Below are 18495 nucleotides of genomic sequence, written 5' to 3' on the forward strand. Positions count from 1 at the left end.
GCGGAAGCCGGCATGGTGATGGTCAACCTGCCGACCGCGGGCGTCGATTTCCACGTGCCCTTCGGCGGCCGCAAAGGCTCGTCCCACGGCTCGCGCGAGCAGGGCCGCTACGCCGCCGAATTCTACACAACCGTCAAGACGGCCTACACCCTGGCTTAAGGGCGCCGTCCATGGGCCCGCGGGATCGATGCGGGCCGCTCAAGGAAGGAAAAGATGAAGAAGAAAGCTGAGTGGCCGCGCAAGTTGCGCTCGCACGATTGGTTCGGCGGTACGGGCAAGAATGCCATCATGCATCGCTCCTGGATGAAGAACCAGGGCTTGCCGGCAGACACGTTCGACGGCCGTCCGATCATCGGCATCTGTAACACCTGGTCGGAGCTGACGCCGTGCAACGCGCATCTGCGTGACCTTGCGGAACGGGTGAAGCGCGGCGTCTACGAGGCTGGCGGCTTCCCGGTCGAGTTTCCGGTGTTCTCCGTCGGCGAGAGCACGCTGCGTCCGACGGCGATGATGTTCCGCAATCTTGCGGCGATGGACGTCGAAGAGGCGATCCGTGGCAATCCGGTCGATGGCGTCGTGCTGCTCGGCGGTTGCGACAAGACCACGCCGAGCCTGCTGATGGGCGCTGCCAGCGTCGATATCCCGGTTATCCTCGTTTCCGGTGGCCCGATGCTGAACGGCAAGTGGCGCGGCAAGGATGTCGGCTCCGGCACGGCGATCTGGCAGTTCTCGGAAATGGTGAAGTCCGGCGAGATGTCGCTGGAAGAGTTCATGGATGCAGAACAGGGCATGGCCCGTTCGGCTGGCAGCTGCATGACCATGGGCACGGCGTCCACCATGGCGTCGATGGCCGAAGCGCTCGGCATGACGCTTCCCGGCAATGCGGCGATCCCCGCCGTCGACGCGCGCCGCCGGGTGATCTCCCAGCTCTCCGGCCGCCGTATCGTCGACATGGTGAAAGAGGATCTGAAACCCTCGGATATCCTGACCAAGGAGGCCTTCGAAAACGCCATCCGCGTCAACGGTGCCGTCGGCGGTTCGACCAACGCGGTTCTGCATCTCCTGGCGCTTGCCGGCCGCATCAGTGTCGATCTGACGCTCGATGACTGGGATCGTCTTGGCCGCGACGTGCCGACGATCGTCAACCTGCAGCCATCGGGCAAGTACCTGATGGAGGAGTTCTACTATGCGGGCGGTCTGCCGGTCGTGATCAAGGCCGTCGGCGAAATGGGCCTCCTGCACAAGGATGCTGTGACCGTCACCGGCGACACGATCTGGAACGGCGTCAAGGATGTCGTCAACTATAATGACGACGTGATCGTGCCACGCGAAAAGGCACTGACCAAGTCCGGCGGCATCGCGGTGCTGCGCGGCAATCTGGCGCCCAAGGGCTGCGTGCTGAAGCCTTCCGCCGCTTCGCCGCATCTGATGCAGCACAAGGGCCGCGCCGTGGTGTTCGAGAGCATCGAGGACTATCACGCCCGCATCAACAGCGAAGATCTCGACATCGACGAGACCTGCGTCATGGTGCTGAAATATTGCGGCCCGAAGGGTTATCCGGGCATGGCTGAGGTCGGCAACATGGGCTTGCCGCCGAAAGTGCTGAAGAAGGGTATCACCGACATGATCCGCATCTCCGATGCGCGCATGTCCGGTACGGCCTATGGCACGGTCATCCTGCACACGGCACCGGAAGCGGCCGACGGCGGCCCGCTGGCGCTTGTGCAAAACGGCGACATGATCGCCGTCGACGTACCGGCCCGCAGCATTCACCTCGACATTTCGGACGAGGAACTCGCCCGCCGCCGCGCGGCCTGGGTGTCGCCGGTGAAGCCGCTTGGTGGCGGCTATGGAGGCCTCTACGTCAAGACGGTTATGCAGGCTGACACGGGTGCTGATCTGGACTTCCTCGTCGGCCCGCGTGGCGCGGAAATTCCGATGAACCGCGACAGTCACTAAATAGTCTTCGCCGAAGTGTGATGCCGCACCGCTTTATCGGTGCGGCATTTCCATTTTTACCTGGACGAACGACAGTCGTTTCAAAAAGACGCGCAATCGTTGCGCGTCTTCGGATTGCATTATCTACAACCTGCAAAACCTTCGACTTGCGGTAGAGCGCGCGCAACCAGACGTGATCTTCCGACGTCTCCTCCTAGTCAGGGTCATTTTGGCCCTAAGCTTGAGAGGAGGACGATCATGCGGAAGAATGTTCTTGCGTTGTCGCTGGGTCTTCTTGCGACGGTGGCTTTGTCTGCGCCAGTATATGCCCAAAGCGCGGAGCGCGGGGGTCTCGGTATCGGCCTGTCCGTCGGCGGAGCGAACGGGCTCAACGCCAATGCGGGCCTCGGAGGCTCGAATGGGCTGAATGCCGACGTCGATGCGTCGCTTGGCGGTGCCAGCGGCGTCAACACGGACGCCAATGCGTCGGTCGGCGGTCCGCGCGGCGTGAAGGCTGATGCGCAGGCGAGCGTCGGGGGCAGCAACGGCATCAACGCCGATGCCGATGTCGCCCTTGGCGGTGACAACGGGCTCGACGCTTCGGTTGACGCCAGTGTCGGTGGCCGACGTGGCCTGACGGCCGGCCTCAACGTCAACGCCGGCAGCGGCAGCACCGGTGGCGGCGCCGGTGGCAGTTCCGGCGGGGCGGTTTCGCCCGGCGCCTCGCTTTCGGCCTTCAACGGCCTGTCGAGTGCAGAACGGGTCAAGCTGATCAAGCGATGCCGCGATGTCGTCAGCGGCGGCTATGACAGCGGACTGGTTTCGCTCTGCCGCATCCTGCAGGCGAGCGCCTCGCGCTAGGGACAAGCGTTGGCGGCTTGGCGTTGTGGCGGGTTGCCAACTTGCGATGGGGCGTCGATTGCGCCCCATCGCCAAGGTCCCTGACGCAGAGACTACTGGCTTTGCGACTGGCTCTGACTCTGGCCGTGCTGCTGCTCGACCGTCACCGAGACCCTCAGCGTCTCCTTGGCTTCGCCATGGATGAGCCCGGAGATCGGGGCCGCATCGCGATAGCAGAGGCCCGAGGCAACGCGCACATAGCGGTCGTCGGGGCAGATCTTGTTGGCGGCGTCGAAGCCGACCCAGCCGAGGCCGTTCAAATGAATTTCGGCCCAGGCATGGCTCGCCGTCTGGTCCGGCTGGCCTTCCATCATCAGATAGCCCGAAATGTAGCGCGCCGGCAGATCGAGCGAGCGCGCTGCCGCGATCAGGATATGGGCGTGGTCCTGGCAGACGCCGCTGCCGCTTTCCAGCGCATCCTCGGCCGTCGTTTCCGCGTGGGTCTCGCCGGGTTTGTATTCCACCGCTTCGTGGATCGTTCCCATGAGCGCGTGCATACGGGCGAGGTCGGTATCGCCCTCGGCGGATTTCGCCAGTTCGCGGATGAGCTTGCCCGCCTTGGTCAAAGGCGTCTCGCGGGCATAGAGCCAGAGCGGCACATAGGACTGGTGCGGTCCGAAAACGCCGGCGCGGTCCTCGGTGTGAACCTCGCCGGACGCGGTGATGCGGATCGCCTCGCGGTCGCCGTCGACGCTGACGAGGTGAACCCGGTTGCCGAAGTGGTCGTCGTAGCTCACTTCGATCGCGGCGCCATCGACGAGGGTCTCCCAGCCGAGCACGGTCTGGCCCACCTGAGTCAGGGGCGTCAGCCGCAGGCGCTGCAACGCATACTGCACGGCTTCGTCGTAATGGTATTCGGTCGTGTGGCTGATTTTCAGGTGCATGCTGTCCTCCCGAAACTCAGTTGAAACGATAGCCGTCGGAGATTTCCTGTCCCAGACGGTTGTTGTGGCTGATGAAGTCTTCCAGATACTCGTGCAGCCCCTGGTCCATGATGTCCTTGATCGACTGGCTGCGCAGCGATGCGAGCGTGCGGTCGGCGGTGTCATGGGCGGCGTGGCGTTCGCCGTATTCCCGTTCGAGATAGCCGAGGTTGCTGGCGATCTTTTCGTAGCAATAGGCCAGCGAGCGCGGCATGCGGCCGTTGGAAATCAGGAAGTCGGCGATGTTGGCGGGACGAAGCTCGGCGTCATAGACCCAGCCATAGGCGCGGTGCGCCGAGACCGAGCGCAGGATCGATTCCCACTGCACATTGTCCATCGACGAGCCGACGGCAGCGACTGCCGGCAGCAGCACGTAGTACTTTACGTCGAGGATGCGGGCGGTGTTGTCGGCCCTTTCGATGAAGGTGCCGATGCGCGAGAAGTTGAAGATCTCGTTTCGAAGCATCGTGCCATGGAAGGCGCCGCGGATCAGACCGGCGCGGCGCTTGATCGTGTCGATGATCTCCGGCATGTCGGTCGGACGCGCCTTCTTCGAGAGCATCGCCTTCATCTCGAGATAGCACTCGTTGGTGGCTTCCCAGGTTTCGCGGGTAAGTGCCGTGCGCACCATTCGGGCATTGTGACGTCCCGCCTCGATGCAGGACATGACGCTTGACGGGTTGGCCCGGTCGCGCAGCAGGAAGTCGATCGCGTCGCTGCTGGTCAGCGTATCGTGTACCTCGTCGTAGAGTTCGCGCACACCGGCACTTTGCAGCACGCCGTCCCAATCGCCCTCGGTTGCCTCGCTGCGGGTCAAAGCCATGCGCAGGCCGGCATCGATCAGCCGGGCGCTGTTTTCCGCCCGCTCGATATAGCGGAACATCCAGTAGAGACCGTTTGCAGTTCTTCCCAGCATCTCTCAGTCCTCCAGCACCCAGGTATCCTTGGTCCCGCCGCCCTGGCTGGAGTTCACGACGAGCGAACCGGCTTTCAGCGCCACGCGCGTCAGGCCGCCGGGGATGATCTGGACCTTGTCGGAGACGAGGACATAGGGGCGAAGGTCGACGTGCCGTGGCGCGATACCCTTGTTGACCAAGATCGGTACGGTGGAGAGGGAGAGCGTCGGCTGGGCGATGTAGTTGGTGGGGCGGGCCTTCAGTTTTTCAGCGAAGACCGCGCGCTCCCTCTTCGTCGCCGTCGGTCCGACGAGCATGCCGTAGCCGCCGGAGCCGTGGACTTCCTTGACCACCAGTTCTTCCAGATGTTCGAGCACGTATTTCAGGCTCTGTGGCTCGGAGCAGCGCCAGGTGGGCACGTTTTCGAGCAGCGGCTTGCGGCCGGTATAGAACTCGACGATCTCGGGCATGTAGGAATAGATCGCCTTGTCGTCCGAGATCCCGGTGCCGGGCGCATTGGCGATGGTGATGTTGCCGGCGCGGTAGACATCCATGATGCCGGGAATGCCGAGTGCCGAATCCGGGCGGAAGGTGAGCGGATCGAGGAAGTCGTCGTCGACGCGGCGGTAGAGCACGTCGATCGCCTCGTAGCCGCGGGTGGTGCGCATCTTCACCTTGCCGTCGATGACGCGCAGGTCCGAGCCCTCGACGAGCTCGACGCCCATCTGGTCGGCAAGGAAGGCGTGTTCGTAGTAGGCGGAATTGTAGATGCCGGGGGTCAGCACGGCGACGCGGGGCTTGCCGCTACAGCCGGGAGGGGCGAGCGAAGCGAGGCTCTGGCGCAGGAGATAAGGATAGTTCTCGACCGGGCGCACGCGGTTCTGATGGAAGAGCTCCGGGAACATCTGCATCATCGTTTCCCGGTTTTCCAGCATGTAGCTGACACCGGACGGGGTGCGCGCATTGTCTTCGAGAACGTAGAACTGGTCTTCGCCGGTGCGCACGATATCGGTGCCGACGATGTGGGTGTAGACGCCGCCCGGCGGCCTAAAGCCGATCATCTGCGGCAGAAAGGCCACGTTCTTCTCGATCAGTTCACGCGGGATGCGGCCGGCGCGAATGATTTCCTGCTTGTGGTAGATGTCGTCGAGAAAGGCGTTGAGCGCGATGACCCGCTGTTCGATGCCCTGGGCGAGCTTGCGCCATTCGCGGCCGGAAATAATGCGGGGGATGAGGTCGAAGGGGATGAGTTTTTCGGAGCTGTCTGCGTGTCCGTAGACCGCGAAGGTGATGCCGGTTTTCCGGAATATGTTCTCGGCTTCTTTGGATTTCGCTATGAGCCGATTTCTGTCCTGGCTGGCATACCAATCATGATAGGTCGAATATGGTTGGCGCGGACTGCTGTCCGCATTCATCATTTCGTCAAATGCCAAAGGCGTGGTCCCCTTATTTTTGACCATTTGAGTACAACGCTGGTTGCAATGCAAGAAGCGTGCTCAGTCGCCCGAAAAGAAAGTTGGCACCGATCCAGGCGCCTATTCGCGGCAAAAACTGCCCAACAACGCGGCACCGGCGTCTGGCCGGCGAAGGCCGCGGCGGACGAGCGGCTACAAAATATGCACGTGCTCTAAAATTGAGCGTGGGTTCCCGGTGCTATCCGAGGCCGAGGCAGGCGATCGCGAGTGCCGAAAGGATGCAGAGCACGAGAAGCGAGAGCAGGGCGGCGGCACTGGCGCGCGGGCCGGCATTGGCGAGCGTGCGGATGTCCACCTCCAGGCCAAGGGCGGCCATGGCGATGACGGTCAGCCAGGTGGAGACCTTCACGGCGCCGGTTGCAACGACATCGGGGATTGCGCCGCTGTTGCGGGCAACGGCCACCGCCAGGAAGCCGAGGATGAACCAGGGAACGAAGTGGGCGATGGCAGCAAACCGTCCGGCTTTCCGGCATTTGCCCGGCAGCGGTTCGATGTCGGCATTGCGGCCGCCGATCAACGAGAAACAGAAGACGACGGGGCCGAGCATCAGCACGCGCACGAGCTTGACGAGCGTGCCCACCTGGACCGAGAGCGAACTGAAGGGGCTGGCCGCTGCCAGCACCTGCGGCACGGCGTAGACGGTCATGCCGGCAAAGACGCCGTAGCCCTGCGGCGTCATGCCGAGCCAGCCGCCAACGAACGGCAGAGACAGGACGACGGCGATGCCGAGAATGGCGGTGAAGGAGATGGCGGCTGCGACCTCTTCGCCGCGTGCGCCGATCGCCGGCGCAACGGCGGCTATGGCGGAGTTGCCGCAAATGGCGTTGCCGCAGGCGATCAGCGTCGCCAGGCGTTTCGGCAGGCCGAGCATGCGTGCGATCAGATAACCGGTGGAGATCGACAGCATTACCATGATGACGATGGTGACGAGCAGGGTCGGTCCGCTCGCGGCGATCGCATCGAAGCTCAGCATTGCGCCGATCAGGACGATTGCGGTTTCCAGCAGGATCTTCGCAGAGAAGTGGATGCCGGAGAGGAAGCAGTTGCCGGGTGTCCAGAGTGTGCGGACGATGGCGCCCAGCAGAATGGCAAGAACGAGGGCTTCCAGCCAGGCCCGTCCCGTCCAGTGCCACTCGATCCACTCAAGGCCGATGGCTGCGAGCGCGACGAGACAGCAGAGGAAAAGTCCCGGAAGAATGCACGTCATGCGGGAAAAGAAGGAGGAAAATGAGGAGTGGAGTGTGGAATGCAATCTGGACATGGCGTGCAACCTACGCCGATCCATGAATCAGTCTAACGGATTATTCTTGTCATTCTGATCGATTTTTGAGATTGATCTGCCATGACACTCGATCAGCTTAGAATCTTCGTCGCGGTCGCCGAGCGCCTGCACATGACCAAAGCCGCCGAGGCGATGAACGTCACCCAGTCGGCGGCAAGTGCTGCTATCGCCGCGCTCGAGACCCAGCACGACGTGCGGTTGTTCGATCGCGTTGGCCGCGGGCTCACGCTCACCGATGCCGGCAAGGTCTTCCTGCCGGAGGCAAAGGCGGTGCTCGCTCGGGCAGCGGCCGCCACCGCCTGCCTGCGCGATCTCTCGCAGCTTCGCCGCGGCGAACTCTCGATTGCCGCCAGCCAGACGGTCGCAAGCTACTGGTTGCCGGCGCGCCTCGCCCGCTTCACCCATGACTATCCCCAGGTGGACGTGAAACTCACCGTGCGCAATACGGCCGTGGTTGCCGAGGCAGTGGAGGAGGGGACAGCACAGCTCGGCTTCGTGGAGGGCCGGGTCGATGGCGCCAAGCTCGACCACCGCCGCGTCGCGGTCGATCGTATCGCCGTCTATGCTTCGCCCTCCCATCCGCTCGTCGGCGCGCCGGTCGATCTGGAGATGCTGCTTGCGGCGCGCTGGGTGCTGCGCGAAGAAGGCTCCGGTACGCGGGCGATGTTCCTGCAGTCGATGGAGGATCACGGAGCAGACCTCGACCGGCTCAGGGTCGAGCTCGAACTGCCCTCGAATGAAGCGGTACTGACGGCGGTGGGGAGTGGACCCTTCGTGACGGCGGTGTCCCGGCTCGCTGCCCAACCCTTCGTTGATAGCGGCCGGTTGATCGAGTTGCCTTTCGAGCTGGCGGAGCGCAGCTTCGAGCTGCTGACCCATCGCGAGAGGCAGTTCAGCCACGCGGCGCGCGCCTTCGTGGAACTGCTTTGAGCCCAATTCCGTTCTGCTGCTGCGATCGCGGAGCAGGAGAACCAGGCAATCGCTTCAGGATCCTCCGGTTGATGAGGTAATCATGGCGTTCGAAATCGTGGAAAGACCCGCTGAGCGTATTGCGGGCGCCTTCTGGGAAGGAACCTTTGGCGAGGCAGCCGATGGCGCGGTGCGTCGGCTGATCGCCGAGATGCAGGAGCATCACAGGCGCCTCCACCCCAGGGACCATGGAGCCCTGGTCGGCCTTTCCTGGAACGACCGCCCGGATGGCTTCCGCTATCTCGTCGGCTATGTGTCGGACAAGGCCGAGACGACGGTCCATCCGGGACATGTCGACTTGCCGGCCATGCGTTTCGTCACCGCCCTGCATCACCCTGATAGCGGCGACGTCTTCGCGCATTACCAGAGAATGTTCGACTGGATCGCGGCTGAGGGCCATGCGGTCGACACCGCCTTGCTGCACTATCGCGAGGAGTACGAGGCCGGGTTCGTCTCGCTGTCGCTTTCCTCGCTCAGGCTGATGGTGCCGATCGGCTGATGCTTGCCATCAGAAAAATTGCTTTGACCATCAATGCGGCCGCGGATACTTGCATGTGTGCTTAAATCCGAGGATTTGGGCCGAAATCTGCGGCAGATCAAAGTGTTACAGCGGCTGGAGCCATTCCGGAAGGCGCGCTGCGCTGCTTTGTCCATCGCCACCGTCATCCCGATAGGCCCATCATGCTCGCCCGCCTGGCTCCCGCCATCTTCGTTCTGCTCTGGTCGACCGGCTGGGTCGTCGCAAAATATGCCGCGGCCTACGCCGATCCGCTCACCTTTCTGGTGCTGCGCTACACGCTGGCGATCGTGCTCTTCATTCTGTTTTGCATCGCCACCGGCGCCCGCTGGCCAAAGTCCTGGTCGATGGCGGGCCACGCCGTGGTGTCGGGCATGTTCCTGCACGGGCTCTATCTCGCGTCCGTCTGGTGGGCGATCGGCGAGGGGGTCCCGGCCGGGATCTCCGGTATCATTGCCGGCCTGCAGCCGCTGATGACCGCAGTCGCCGCAGCCTTCGTCATCGACGAGCGCCTGAGCATGCAGCAGAAGCTCGGGCTGGTGCTCGGCTTCTTCGGCATAGCCCTTGCCGTGTTGCCGAAGGTGCTGGCGATCGACACGGGGGCGACACCGGTGCACTTCTTGCCGGTCATCATCAACGTGCTCGGCATGGGTGCCGTCACCTATGGCACGCTCTACCAGAAGCGCCATCTGCAGAGTGGCGACATTCGCACCATCGCAGCGCTGCAATATCTCGGCGCGCTGATCGTCACCATTCCGCTGGCGTTGATGCTGGAAGACCTGCACGTGACCTGGAACCTCCAGATCGCGTTGTCTCTTGCCTGGTCGGTGCTGGGGCTCTCGATGGGGGCGATCGCGCTGCTGCTTTATTTGATCCGGCGCGGGCAGGTGTCGCGCGCGGCGTCGCTGATCTATCTCGTGCCGCCGCTTGCCGCGGTGCAGGCGGCAATCTTCTTCGGCGAGGCGCTGACCCTGCCGATGATCATCGGAACCGTGATCGCCGTTGCCGGCGTCTATCTCACCAACCGCAAGCCGCAGGCGTAAACCGTGCCGCGCAAAAGCGTGCGGCGGTTTGCGATCACGACATGCGAGAAACCAAAAACGAAAACGGCGGGCCGAAAAAACGACCCGCCGTTCTTTTTTGTTTGAAGAGGCTTAGCCCTGGTGGCCGCGATTGCCGCCAGCACCGCGGCGCATGCCCTGGCCGCCGTCGCGGCGCTCGCCGCCACGGTTCTCGTTGCGGGCACCCTGGTTGCGGTCACGCCGTTCGCCCTGCTTCTGGCCGGGGCGACCATGGTGCTTCTTGCCTTCGTGGTTGCGGTTGCCTTCGCCGCGCCCGTCCTGGTGCGGATGGCCTGCGGCACGGTGGTCGCGGCGCTCCTGCTTCTGCGGGCGGCGTTCGTCGCGCAGCAGGTCGTCGCCGGTGAAGCCGCTGGTGGCGGCAACCGGTTCGCCGGCGGGGCGCTCACGGCGCGCAGGACGGCCGCCGTTCTGGTGCTGGCCGCCGCCATTGCCCTTGCGATGGCCGGCGCCGTTGTTGCCGCGGCCGCTGCGGCCCTTGGACGGACGCGCCTGGTCGGCCGGTGCCTCGCCGCTGGCAACAGCGATGTTGATGCCCATCAGCTTCTCGATGTCGCGCAGCAGGCGGATTTCGTCCGGTGCGCAGAAGGCGATCGCGATGCCGTCGCGGCCGGCGCGCGCGGTACGGCCGATGCGGTGAACATAGGCGTCGGGCACTTCCGGCAGGTCGTAGTTGTAGACGTGGGTGACGCCGGGGATGTCGATGCCGCGGGCGGCGACGTCGGTTGCCACGAGCACGCGGATTTCGCCGTCACGGAAGGCCTTGAGCGCGCGCTCGCGCTGGCCCTGGCTCTTGTTGCCGTGGATCGAGGCAGCCTTGAAGCCGACGTGGTCGAGGTGCTTCATCAGCTTTTCGGCGCCATGCTTGGTGCGGCTGAAGATCAAAGACAGGCCGTCCGGGTTCTCGGTGAGGGTCTTCTTGAGGATGGTCGTCTTCAGGTCCTTGCCGGGAACGAAGTGAACATACTGTTCGACCTTGTCGGCCGCCTTGCCCGGAGGCGTGACTTCGACCTTGACCGGGTTGGTGAGGTACTCGCCGGCAAGTTCGGCGATCTGCTTCGGCATGGTGGCCGAGAAGAGCAGCGTCTGGCGGTTCTTCGGCACCAGCTTGGAAATCTTGCGCAGGTCATGGATGAAGCCGAGGTCGAGCATCTGGTCGGCCTCGTCGAGCACGAGGTAGCGCCCTTGCGTCAGCGTCACGGCCTTGCGGTTGACGAGATCGAGCAGGCGGCCCGGGGTTGCGACCAGGATGTCGACGCCGCGGGCGAGCTGTTCCGTCTGCTTGTTGATCGAGACGCCGCCGACGACAACGCCGATCTTCAGCGGGGACTTCTTGACGAACAGCTTGAGGTTGGCTGCGATCTGGTTGACCAGTTCGCGGGTCGGCGCGAGCACCAGGGCACGAATGTTGCGCGGGTCCGGACGTCGGCCTTCAGCAACGAGTTTTTCGATCATCGGCAGGCCGAAGGCGGCGGTCTTGCCGGTGCCGGTCTGCGCGAGACCGATCAGGTCGTTGCCCTTCAACACCAGCGGAATAGCCTGCGCCTGGATCGGCGTCGGCTTTTCGAAGCCGTTGGCAGACAGGGTCTCCAGAATGTGTTCAGAAAGACCAAGATCTTTAAAGGTGGACAAATGCATATACCTTTTGGGGGCGCCAAACGCATTCGCCGGAACCGCAGTCTGCTGTTCCGGTGTCGTTCGGCGTCAAGAACCCCGCGTGAATTGGGAACTTGTGGGTTAAGAAAAAAGTCGTCAAGCGCCTGTGCTGTCGCCGCATTGGGCGTATGGGTGCGCTTTTCCTTCTTCACGGCTTTCTGTGTTGCCGAGGGCGCGCTCACGCGGCGGCCGGAAGGTGACGCTGGGCACCATGTCGTCGTTTTGGCCCCAAAAGTCAAGGTCCATCTTTTCGCAGGTGCGAAATGAGGGGAGGCTAGTCGGCCACCGACAACTCGAAATCGACGCCCGCCGCCTCCTTCCCGTTGACGAGGATCACCACGCGATGGGCGCCGGGATAGTAGCGGCGGGTTGTGATCGGGCGGATCGCGTGGCGCTTTTCAATGCTGATCGTGGCGCCCGGCTCCAGCGTTGCCGACGTCCACTTGAAAACCTTGGGAGCGGTCGTACCATTGGCTTTGCGGTGGTGGACGGCGTAATCGATCATCATCTTCTGGCTGGTTTTGGCCCGATGGCTGATCGTAAGGCGCAGACCGAGGCTTTCGCCGAGCACGATTTCGGAACGGTCCAGGGAAAGATGCGCATCGATACCCGAGGGGGCGGCAAAGCCGAAATTCGAGAGTGCTGCCGCATGCCCCTGCTTCAGAAGTGTGCGCGAGGCGTGGCGCAACAGCTGGCGGCGCTCCGGCGAGGCATCGTCGATATGTTTAGCGACGAAGGCCGCCACCTGGTCGGGATGATCCTTGGCGATGTCGTTGAGGCTGTTGGCAACCGAACGGCGCACGTAGTCCTCCGGGTCGTCGAGGAGGGCCGTCAGGATCGGCAGGATCGGTTGCGGGTCGCGGACGAGTTTTGGCAGCCGCATCGCCCAGGGCAGGCGCGGGCGGGTGCCTTCGCTCGCCAGCCGCCGGACGTGATGGTTGGCATCACCAGTCCAGCTTCGGATCGTGGCAAGGGCGCGCTCCTGGTCGCGATCGATGAAGACACGAATGCCGAACTCGGCGGTGAAATGCGGCGTCAGCGCCCGCAGCAGCGACAGCGAAATGTCGAAATCGTCAAGGCCGCGCAGGGCGATGTACTGACTGACGGGCAGCAGCGCCCAGCCGCTGATACCGGCGGTCGCGTTCTGGGGAAGGCTGGCCGCGAGGATGGCGGCAGCTTCCGCGAAAGGCTGCGGCAGGCTCTCGACCAGCGCGTCGCGGATTTGCAGCGAACGCTGCATCAGTTCCAGCGCCTCGAGGCCATCGCCCGCCAGTGCCAGGAACGTCTTGCGGTCGAAACCGCCGGCATTGCGGCCGAGCTCATCGGCGATGGCGGTGACGACGCCGGGATGCAGCAGGTTCTTCAGTGGCTCGGCCATCTCGTGGGTACTCCGGGATCACGGTGGTCGCGGATCGATCCGACCCGAGGCGTGAGCGCGATCAGTTCTATCGGTGAGCGCCGCACGCGGCTGGAAAACCGTGCGCGCGCCGTCTGCTCAGATCTGTTGGTCGACGGTGAAATGCTGCATCAGCATTACCGTGCTGATCGCCGCCATGTAAGGGGCGAACTCCGGATCGACGCGGACGCGTTCGCCGGCCGATTTGGCGGCGTCGAGCGTTTCCCACTCGACGAGATCCGCAACCATTCCCTGCGTTTCGCAGGAGCCGGCCGCGCGCCACGAAACGAAGCCGGGATAGCGGGAAACGGCCTGCATGGCCCGGTTGCGCGCTTCGGCCGCTGCCGGCTTGTCCGCGACGATGCAGACGGCAAGTTCGAGGATGCTGTTGGTGGTCATGTCATGCTCCATGTTGAATGCCGCTTGACTTAACCACAGGGCAACTGACAGCCTTATGGCCATTATCTTTGGAGTTCCTGCCATGAGGCCCGCCGACCGGCTGTTCCGCATCATCCAGCTCATGCGCGCCACCGGCCGGGTGATGACGGCGCGCGAGATCGCCGAGAAGATGGAGGTCGCCCAGCGCACCATTTATCGGGACATGGAGCACCTGATCGCGTCGGGTGCGCCGATCGATGGCGAACGCGGGGTCGGTTATCTGCTGCGCGAGGCATTCGATGCGCCGCCGCTCGCCTTCACGTTCGAGCAACTCGAGGCTCTGGCCTTCGGTGCCCGGGCCGTCCAGATGCTGGGCGATGGACGGCTTGCCCAGGCGGCGCGCGAGGCGATGGAGAAGATCGCCCATGGCTTGCCGCCCGAACATCGGCAACGGCTGACGGCAGCGCCGCTTCGCGCCTTCCGTTCAGCGCTTCAGCCGGAACCGCCTGTCCTGCTCGGCGAGATACGGCTGGCGATCGCGGGGCGTCGCAAGCTTCGCCTGGAGTATGAGAGCCTCAAGAGCGAGCTTTCCGAGCGCACCATCTGGCCGCTTGGCCTCAGTGTCTTCGGACACTTCTGGTTGCTGACGGGCTGGTGCGAGCTGAGGTCGGACTTCCGGGATTTCCGGGTTGACAGGATCAGCGCGCTTCACGTCGAGCGCGAACGCTACGAGGTGACTCCGGAGCGTAGCTTCGAGGCCTATATCGCGCGGATGTGATCGGGGCGTCGCGGTCAAACAATCATCACCGCGGCTTGCTTTCTATGGAACCGGATCGCTGTTCATCCGTTTCCTTTACAGGGTTTCTATGACCCCTCGCGATCCACACCTTTCACTGGGAGACAATCGTGCAAAACCGGACTTGGATACTGGCCGCGGATGGTAACACCGCGCGCATCGTCAAGGGCGTGAATCTGTTGAAGGAGGACCGCCAGCGGCCGGAGGAGGAGACCTTTCACACCGAACCGAAGCGCGTTCAGGACATCATGGCCGACAAGCCGGGTCGGTCACATTCGTCCGTCGGGCACGGCCGCTCGGCCATGGAATACAAGAGCGATCCTGTTCGCGAGGAACAGCAGCGCTTCGTCGCCGACGTGGCCGAAAAGCTGGAAGGCTACGCGGCCAACCAGGCGTTCGACAGCCTGGTGATCTGCGCTGCGCCGAGGACCCTTGGGGATCTCAGGAAGCAGCTCTCCGCGCATGTTCGGGAGCGGACCGTCGCCGAGATCGACCGCAACTGCGTCGCCGCCTCCACGGAGCAATTGATCGCAACGGCGCGAGCCGCGGTGTTCCCCTAAGCCAACGGCTGAAGTTCCGCTTCGCCGCGCGTCCCGTCAGAAGTCCGTCGGGACGCCACCTTCCTCTTTGCGTCTGGCCACAAAGGCATCTAGCTCTTCTTCGATTGCGGGATCGAGGTGGGGACGCTCGTAGTCGTTCAGCTTCTGCTTGAAGACCCGGTTGGCGTGGTCGTAGGTCGTCGGCCGTCCGGCTTCGGTCCAGGTCTCGAAGTTGCGCCAGTCGGAAAGGATCGGCGAATAGAACGCGGTCTCGTAGCGCTGCAGCGTGTGCAACGTGCCAAAATAGTGGCCGCCGGGGCCGACGTCGCGCACCGCATCGAGACCCAGTGCGTCTTCGCTGACATCGAGCGGTGTCAGATATTCCGCCACCATCTGCAGCATGTCGACGTCGAGGATGAACTTCTCGAACGAAGCCGTCAGTCCACCCTCGGTCCATCCGGCTGCATGCATGACGAAGTTGCCGCCACCCTGGGTTAGCGCCCAGAGCGACATGGCCGACTCGTAGGCGGCCTGGGCGTCGAGCGTATTGGCGGCATTGGTGTTCGAAGTCCGATAGGGGATGCCATATTTGCGGGCGAGCTGGCCGCCGGCAACCACCGCCTTCATGTATTCCGGCGTACCGAAGGCGGGGGCACCGGTCTTCATGTCGACGTTGGAGGTGAAGCCGCCATACATCACAGGCGCGCCGCGCCTGATCATCTGGGTGAAGGCGATGCCGCAGAGCGCCTCGGCATTCTGCTGGACGAGCGCGCCGGCAATCGTCACCGGGGCCATGGCGCCGGCCAATGTGAAGGGCGTGACCACCACGACCTGGTTGCGCGAGGACATCTCGATAATGCCTTGGAGCATCGGCCCGTCGAGGCGGAGCGGCGAGGAGGTGTTGATGATGGTGAAGAGCGAAGGCTCGCGCTCCATCTGTTCCATCGTAATGCCGCGGCCGATCCGGGCGATCTCGATGCCGTCGGTGTTGCGCTGCTTGCCCAGGGAATAGGCGTGAAAGACCTTGTCGGTGAGCTTCACCATGTCCGAGAGGCAATCGAGGTGACGCACCGAGGCGTGCAGGTCGACCGGCTCGACCGGATAGCCCCCGGTTGTGTGGACGATGTCGTAGGATTGGGCGAGCTTCACCAGCTTGCGGAAGTCTTCGTGGTTGCCCGTGCGGCGACCGCCGTCCCGATCGGCGACGAAGGGGGCGCTGGCGATCTGGGCAAAGACGAGATTGTTGCCGCCGATCGCAACGTTGCGCGCCGGGTTGCGGGCATGCATGGTGAAGGAGGAGGGGGCGGAGGCGATCATCTCCATGATCAGCCCGCGGTCGAAGCGCACGCGGTCGGTACCGGCCAGTACGTCGGCGCCGGCGGCCTTCATCCGGTCGCGAGCCTCCGGCAGGATGATGTCCATGCCGATCTCTTCGAGGATCGTCAATGATGCGTCGTGGATCGCTTCGAGCGCATCCTCGGACAGCACGGTGGACTTTGTCAGCGTATTGACAAGATTGAGGTATTTTACGCCGGGGGATTTGCGCGCCCGCTCGGCGCCGCGGCCGCCTGGCCTGCGCCGCCGCTCCAGCGGCGACGAAGCTGCATCGCCGGTTGCTGCATCGGGAAACTGATCGTCGTTCATGAAGGACCCACCGCGTTGCCGATGGTTGTGTGTCGCAGATTCCCGATGGCGATGGCCCGCCATTTGCGACAGTTCAGTTCTCTGGTGGAGTAAATCAGCTTCCACTGACGCAATTTTGCGGACCGATGGCGCAACCGTTCAAGACATGCCGCCATCGGGAAGGCGTCGCTAGGAGCGCTCACCCCGCAGCATCTCGCGCTTGCCGGCAAAACCCTTGCGTTTCTCGACGACGAAGCCGGCCGCCTGGAGATTGCGCCGGACGAAACCGGCGGCGGCGTAGGTCGCAAAGCCTCCGCCGGGGAGGGTCTTTTCGAACACGAGCCGCATCAGTTCTTCCGACCACATGTCGGGATTGCGCGAGGGCGCGAAGCCGTCGAGATACCAGGCATCGAACGACTGAGCGCGGACAACCCCATCCAGGGCGGGGCCGCAGACGACCGTGAGGCTGACGCCGTCGCCGAAATCGATATGGACGTCACCGTTGGGCTCTGCCGGCCAGCGCGCGACCAGGGCCCGGCGTTCCGTGTCGATCTCCGGCCAGTGGCTGAGCGCGCGCGAAATTTCGTCAGCGGCCATCGGGAAACGCTCGAACGAGACGAAGTGCAGACGGTCGCCTGCCCCTGCGGTGATTTTCCATTGGCGCCAGGTTTCGCAGAAATTAAGGCCGGTGCCGAAGCCCAGTTCGCCGATGCGGAAGGTGCCTGCGCCGACCCAGCGTTCCGGCAGGCCATTGCCTGAAAGGAACACGTGGCCGCATTCCAGCCGCCCGTCGGTGCGGCAATAAAAGTGATCGCCAAACTCCCGGGAATAGGGCATATCGCCCTCGTGCCAATCAAGGTTTTGGTGCGCTGGCGGGTCGATCGGGTCTGCTGGTCCTGTCATGGCAAAGGCGATAGTCCGCCGGCCGGAGAAGGTCAATCGATGAGCGAACTTTTGGTCATCGGCGGCGGCGTCATGGGGCTGTGGGCCGCCCTTTGCGCCGCGCGCAAGGGCATGAAGGTGCGGCTCGTCGAGCCGCGGTCAATCGGCGCCGGCGCCAGCGGCGGCCTGCTGGGCGCGCTCATGCCGCATATGCCCGATCGCTGGAATGAAAAGAAACAGTTCCAGTTCGATGCACTGGTGTCGCTCGAAGAAGAGGTTGCACAGCTCGAAGCCCAGACGGGATTGTCGACCGGTTATCGGCGCACCGGGCGACTGATGCCGCTTGCCAAGCCACATCTGCGTGACATTGCTCTACGGCACGAGCAGGATGCGCAACAGCAATGGCGCGCCGGCGAGCGGCAATTCTTCTGGCATGTCCAGGAAACCGGACCGGAGGGCTGGCCCGCCGAAGAGGCAACGGCGCATGGCGTCGTTTTCGATACGCTCGCCGCGCGAGTGTCGCCGCGCCGCACTTTGACGGCCCTGCGCGCCGCGCTGTCGCAGTTGAAGAACGTTCAGATCGACGAAAGTGCAGGCGTTCGCAGCATCCTGCCGGCGCATGGCCAGGTCGAGCGCGACGATGGCAGCCGGCTCAGCTTCGACCATTGCATCATCGCTGCCGGCATCGGCAGCTTCCCGCTGATTGATGCCGTGTCGGGTCCGCTGAAAGCGACGAGCGGCACGGCGGTCRAGGGCCAGGCAGCGCTCCTGAAGGCGGCCGTTGATCCGGACCTGCCGGTTATCTTCACCGATGGCGTCTATGTCATCGCCCATGACGACGGCCATGTGGCGATCGGCAGCACCAGTGAGAACAGCTTTGCCCATCCGCTATCCACGGACGAACAGCTCGACGATCTGCTGCGGCGCGCAACCCTATTGGCGCCGCGTCTGGCAGACGCCCAGGTGGTGGAGCGTTGGGCCGGGCTCAGGCCGAAATCGGCCGGGCGTGAGCCCACGGTCGGGCGGCATCCTGATCATTCGAACATCTCCGTGCTGACCGGCGGCTTCAAGGTGAGCTTCGGCATCGCGCATCGTTTGGCGCGTTTCGTCATCGACGGGATCACCGGCGTTCCGACGATCGATATCCCCGATTCTTTCCTTTGCCGGAATCACATCGCGGCGCTTCGAGAGAAACACCTCTAGGACTGGACACAGGAAAGGCCCCGCCGCTGGCGGAGCCTTGAAT

Annotated in this window: 18 protein-coding genes; 9 read left to right on the plus strand and 9 right to left on the minus strand. The window is 63.7% G+C overall.

Annotated elements, in window-relative coordinates:
• The 3 genes from AB4Z53_RS21745 to AB4Z53_RS21755 form a co-directional block, all read left to right on the plus strand.
• Positions 1-159: aldehyde dehydrogenase family protein (locus AB4Z53_RS21745; protein WP_441597761.1), on the plus strand; the 159-nt coding region annotated here is incomplete at its 5' end.
• A 54-nt stretch (positions 160-213) separates the two neighbouring features.
• The gene (gene araD / locus AB4Z53_RS21750; protein ID WP_291156986.1) at positions 214-1959 is read left to right on the plus strand and encodes an L-arabinonate dehydratase; all 1746 of its coding nucleotides are present in this window, start codon (positions 214-216) and stop codon (positions 1957-1959) included.
• Positions 1960-2196: 237 nt separating this feature from the next.
• Positions 2197-2799 carry a hypothetical protein gene (locus AB4Z53_RS21755; RefSeq protein WP_291156984.1) on the plus strand — a complete coding sequence of 201 codons (603 nt, stop codon included), beginning with the start codon at positions 2197-2199 and terminating at the stop codon, positions 2797-2799.
• 92 nt (positions 2800-2891) lie between these two features.
• On the opposite strand, the gene AB4Z53_RS21760 is transcribed toward AB4Z53_RS21755, so the two are convergent.
• The 4 genes from AB4Z53_RS21760 to AB4Z53_RS21775 all read right to left on the minus strand — a co-directional run bounded on the left by AB4Z53_RS21760 (position 2892) and on the right by AB4Z53_RS21775 (position 7393).
• The gene (locus AB4Z53_RS21760; protein ID WP_291156982.1) at positions 2892-3722 is read right to left on the minus strand and encodes a transglutaminase family protein; all 831 of its coding nucleotides are present in this window, start codon (positions 3720-3722) and stop codon (positions 2892-2894) included.
• A gap of 16 nt (positions 3723-3738) precedes the next feature.
• Positions 3739-4677, minus strand: a complete 939-nt coding sequence (locus AB4Z53_RS21765; protein WP_291156980.1) for an alpha-E domain-containing protein — start codon at positions 4675-4677, stop codon at positions 3739-3741.
• A gap of 3 nt (positions 4678-4680) precedes the next feature.
• Positions 4681-6075: a circularly permuted type 2 ATP-grasp protein gene (locus tag AB4Z53_RS21770; protein WP_162768607.1), complete on the minus strand. Its 1395-nt coding sequence runs from the start codon at positions 6073-6075 to the stop codon at positions 4681-4683.
• Positions 6076-6310: 235 nt separating this feature from the next.
• On the minus strand, positions 6311-7393 hold the full coding sequence (locus tag AB4Z53_RS21775; RefSeq protein WP_441597691.1) for a YeiH family protein: 1083 nt from the start codon (positions 7391-7393) through the stop codon (positions 6311-6313).
• An 81-nt stretch (positions 7394-7474) separates the two neighbouring features.
• Between AB4Z53_RS21775 and AB4Z53_RS21780 the strand changes: the two genes are divergently transcribed.
• From AB4Z53_RS21780 to AB4Z53_RS21790, 3 genes are all read left to right on the plus strand, one after another.
• Complete coding sequence (locus AB4Z53_RS21780) at positions 7475-8344, plus strand: LysR family transcriptional regulator (RefSeq protein WP_291156978.1); 870 nt, start codon at positions 7475-7477, stop codon at positions 8342-8344.
• Positions 8345-8426: 82 nt separating this feature from the next.
• Complete coding sequence (locus AB4Z53_RS21785) at positions 8427-8882, plus strand: GyrI-like domain-containing protein (protein ID WP_223725196.1); 456 nt, start codon at positions 8427-8429, stop codon at positions 8880-8882.
• A gap of 182 nt (positions 8883-9064) precedes the next feature.
• Entirely contained in the window at positions 9065-9943 is an 879-nt protein-coding gene (locus AB4Z53_RS21790) for a DMT family transporter (protein WP_113535558.1), read from the plus strand.
• Between the two features lie 111 nt (positions 9944-10054).
• On the opposite strand, the gene AB4Z53_RS21795 is transcribed toward AB4Z53_RS21790, so the two are convergent.
• The 3 genes from AB4Z53_RS21795 to AB4Z53_RS21805 form a co-directional block, all read right to left on the minus strand.
• On the minus strand, positions 10055-11611 hold the full coding sequence (locus AB4Z53_RS21795; RefSeq protein WP_441597692.1) for a DEAD/DEAH box helicase: 1557 nt from the start codon (positions 11609-11611) through the stop codon (positions 10055-10057).
• 298 nt (positions 11612-11909) lie between these two features.
• Positions 11910-13013: a DNA alkylation repair protein gene (locus AB4Z53_RS21800; RefSeq protein ID WP_441597693.1), complete on the minus strand. Its 1104-nt coding sequence runs from the start codon at positions 13011-13013 to the stop codon at positions 11910-11912.
• Positions 13014-13130: 117 nt separating this feature from the next.
• On the minus strand, positions 13131-13430 hold the full coding sequence (locus tag AB4Z53_RS21805) for a hypothetical protein (protein WP_441597694.1): 300 nt from the start codon (positions 13428-13430) through the stop codon (positions 13131-13133).
• Positions 13431-13512: 82 nt separating this feature from the next.
• Here AB4Z53_RS21805 and AB4Z53_RS21810 point away from each other — a divergent pair, with 82 nt between their 5' ends.
• The gene (locus tag AB4Z53_RS21810) at positions 13513-14187 is read left to right on the plus strand and encodes a helix-turn-helix transcriptional regulator (protein ID WP_441597695.1); all 675 of its coding nucleotides are present in this window, start codon (positions 13513-13515) and stop codon (positions 14185-14187) included.
• 128 nt (positions 14188-14315) lie between these two features.
• Positions 14316-14765: a host attachment protein gene (locus tag AB4Z53_RS21815; protein ID WP_291156966.1), complete on the plus strand. Its 450-nt coding sequence runs from the start codon at positions 14316-14318 to the stop codon at positions 14763-14765.
• A gap of 36 nt (positions 14766-14801) precedes the next feature.
• Here the strand turns inward: AB4Z53_RS21815 and AB4Z53_RS21820 are convergent, their stop codons facing one another.
• Positions 14802-16388, minus strand: a complete 1587-nt coding sequence (locus AB4Z53_RS21820; RefSeq protein WP_441597696.1) for a trimethylamine methyltransferase family protein — start codon at positions 16386-16388, stop codon at positions 14802-14804.
• 168 nt (positions 16389-16556) lie between these two features.
• Complete coding sequence (gene mnmD / locus AB4Z53_RS21825) at positions 16557-17270, minus strand: tRNA (5-methylaminomethyl-2-thiouridine)(34)-methyltransferase MnmD (RefSeq protein ID WP_441597697.1); 714 nt, start codon at positions 17268-17270, stop codon at positions 16557-16559.
• A gap of 39 nt (positions 17271-17309) precedes the next feature.
• On the opposite strand from mnmD, the gene AB4Z53_RS21830 reads away from it, so the two are divergent.
• Positions 17310-18452: an NAD(P)/FAD-dependent oxidoreductase gene (locus tag AB4Z53_RS21830; protein ID WP_441597698.1), complete on the plus strand. Its 1143-nt coding sequence runs from the start codon at positions 17310-17312 to the stop codon at positions 18450-18452.
• The last annotated feature ends 43 nt before the right edge of the window (positions 18453-18495 follow it).

It is taken from the genome of Ensifer sp. 2TAB8 (genome assembly GCF_052115125.1).
Lineage (GTDB): Bacteria > Pseudomonadota > Alphaproteobacteria > Rhizobiales > Rhizobiaceae > Ensifer.

Bases quoted from the DNA above. Each gene is read 5' to 3' on its own strand.
- araD (WP_291156986.1), top strand. From the start codon at position 214: ATGAAGAAGAAAGCTGAGTGGCCGCGCAAGTTGCGCTCGCACGATTGG.
- AB4Z53_RS21755 (WP_291156984.1), top strand. From the start codon at position 2,197: ATGCGGAAGAATGTTCTTGCGTTGTCGCTGGGTCTTCTTGCGACGGTG.
- AB4Z53_RS21760 (WP_291156982.1), bottom strand. From the start codon at position 3,722: ATGCACCTGAAAATCAGCCACACGACCGAATACCATTACGACGAAGCC.
- AB4Z53_RS21765 (WP_291156980.1), bottom strand. From the start codon at position 4,677: ATGCTGGGAAGAACTGCAAACGGTCTCTACTGGATGTTCCGCTATATC.
- AB4Z53_RS21770 (WP_162768607.1), bottom strand. From the start codon at position 6,075: ATGATGAATGCGGACAGCAGTCCGCGCCAACCATATTCGACCTATCAT.
- AB4Z53_RS21775 (WP_441597691.1), bottom strand. From the start codon at position 7,393: ATGTCCAGATTGCATTCCACACTCCACTCCTCATTTTCCTCCTTCTTT.
- AB4Z53_RS21780 (WP_291156978.1), top strand. From the start codon at position 7,475: ATGACACTCGATCAGCTTAGAATCTTCGTCGCGGTCGCCGAGCGCCTG.
- AB4Z53_RS21785 (WP_223725196.1), top strand. From the start codon at position 8,427: ATGGCGTTCGAAATCGTGGAAAGACCCGCTGAGCGTATTGCGGGCGCC.
- AB4Z53_RS21790 (WP_113535558.1), top strand. From the start codon at position 9,065: ATGCTCGCCCGCCTGGCTCCCGCCATCTTCGTTCTGCTCTGGTCGACC.
- AB4Z53_RS21800 (WP_441597693.1), bottom strand. From the start codon at position 13,013: ATGGCCGAGCCACTGAAGAACCTGCTGCATCCCGGCGTCGTCACCGCC.
- AB4Z53_RS21805 (WP_441597694.1), bottom strand. From the start codon at position 13,430: ATGACCACCAACAGCATCCTCGAACTTGCCGTCTGCATCGTCGCGGAC.
- AB4Z53_RS21810 (WP_441597695.1), top strand. From the start codon at position 13,513: ATGAGGCCCGCCGACCGGCTGTTCCGCATCATCCAGCTCATGCGCGCC.
- AB4Z53_RS21820 (WP_441597696.1), bottom strand. From the start codon at position 16,388: ATGAACGACGATCAGTTTCCCGATGCAGCAACCGGCGATGCAGCTTCG.
- mnmD (WP_441597697.1), bottom strand. From the start codon at position 17,270: ATGACAGGACCAGCAGACCCGATCGACCCGCCAGCGCACCAAAACCTT.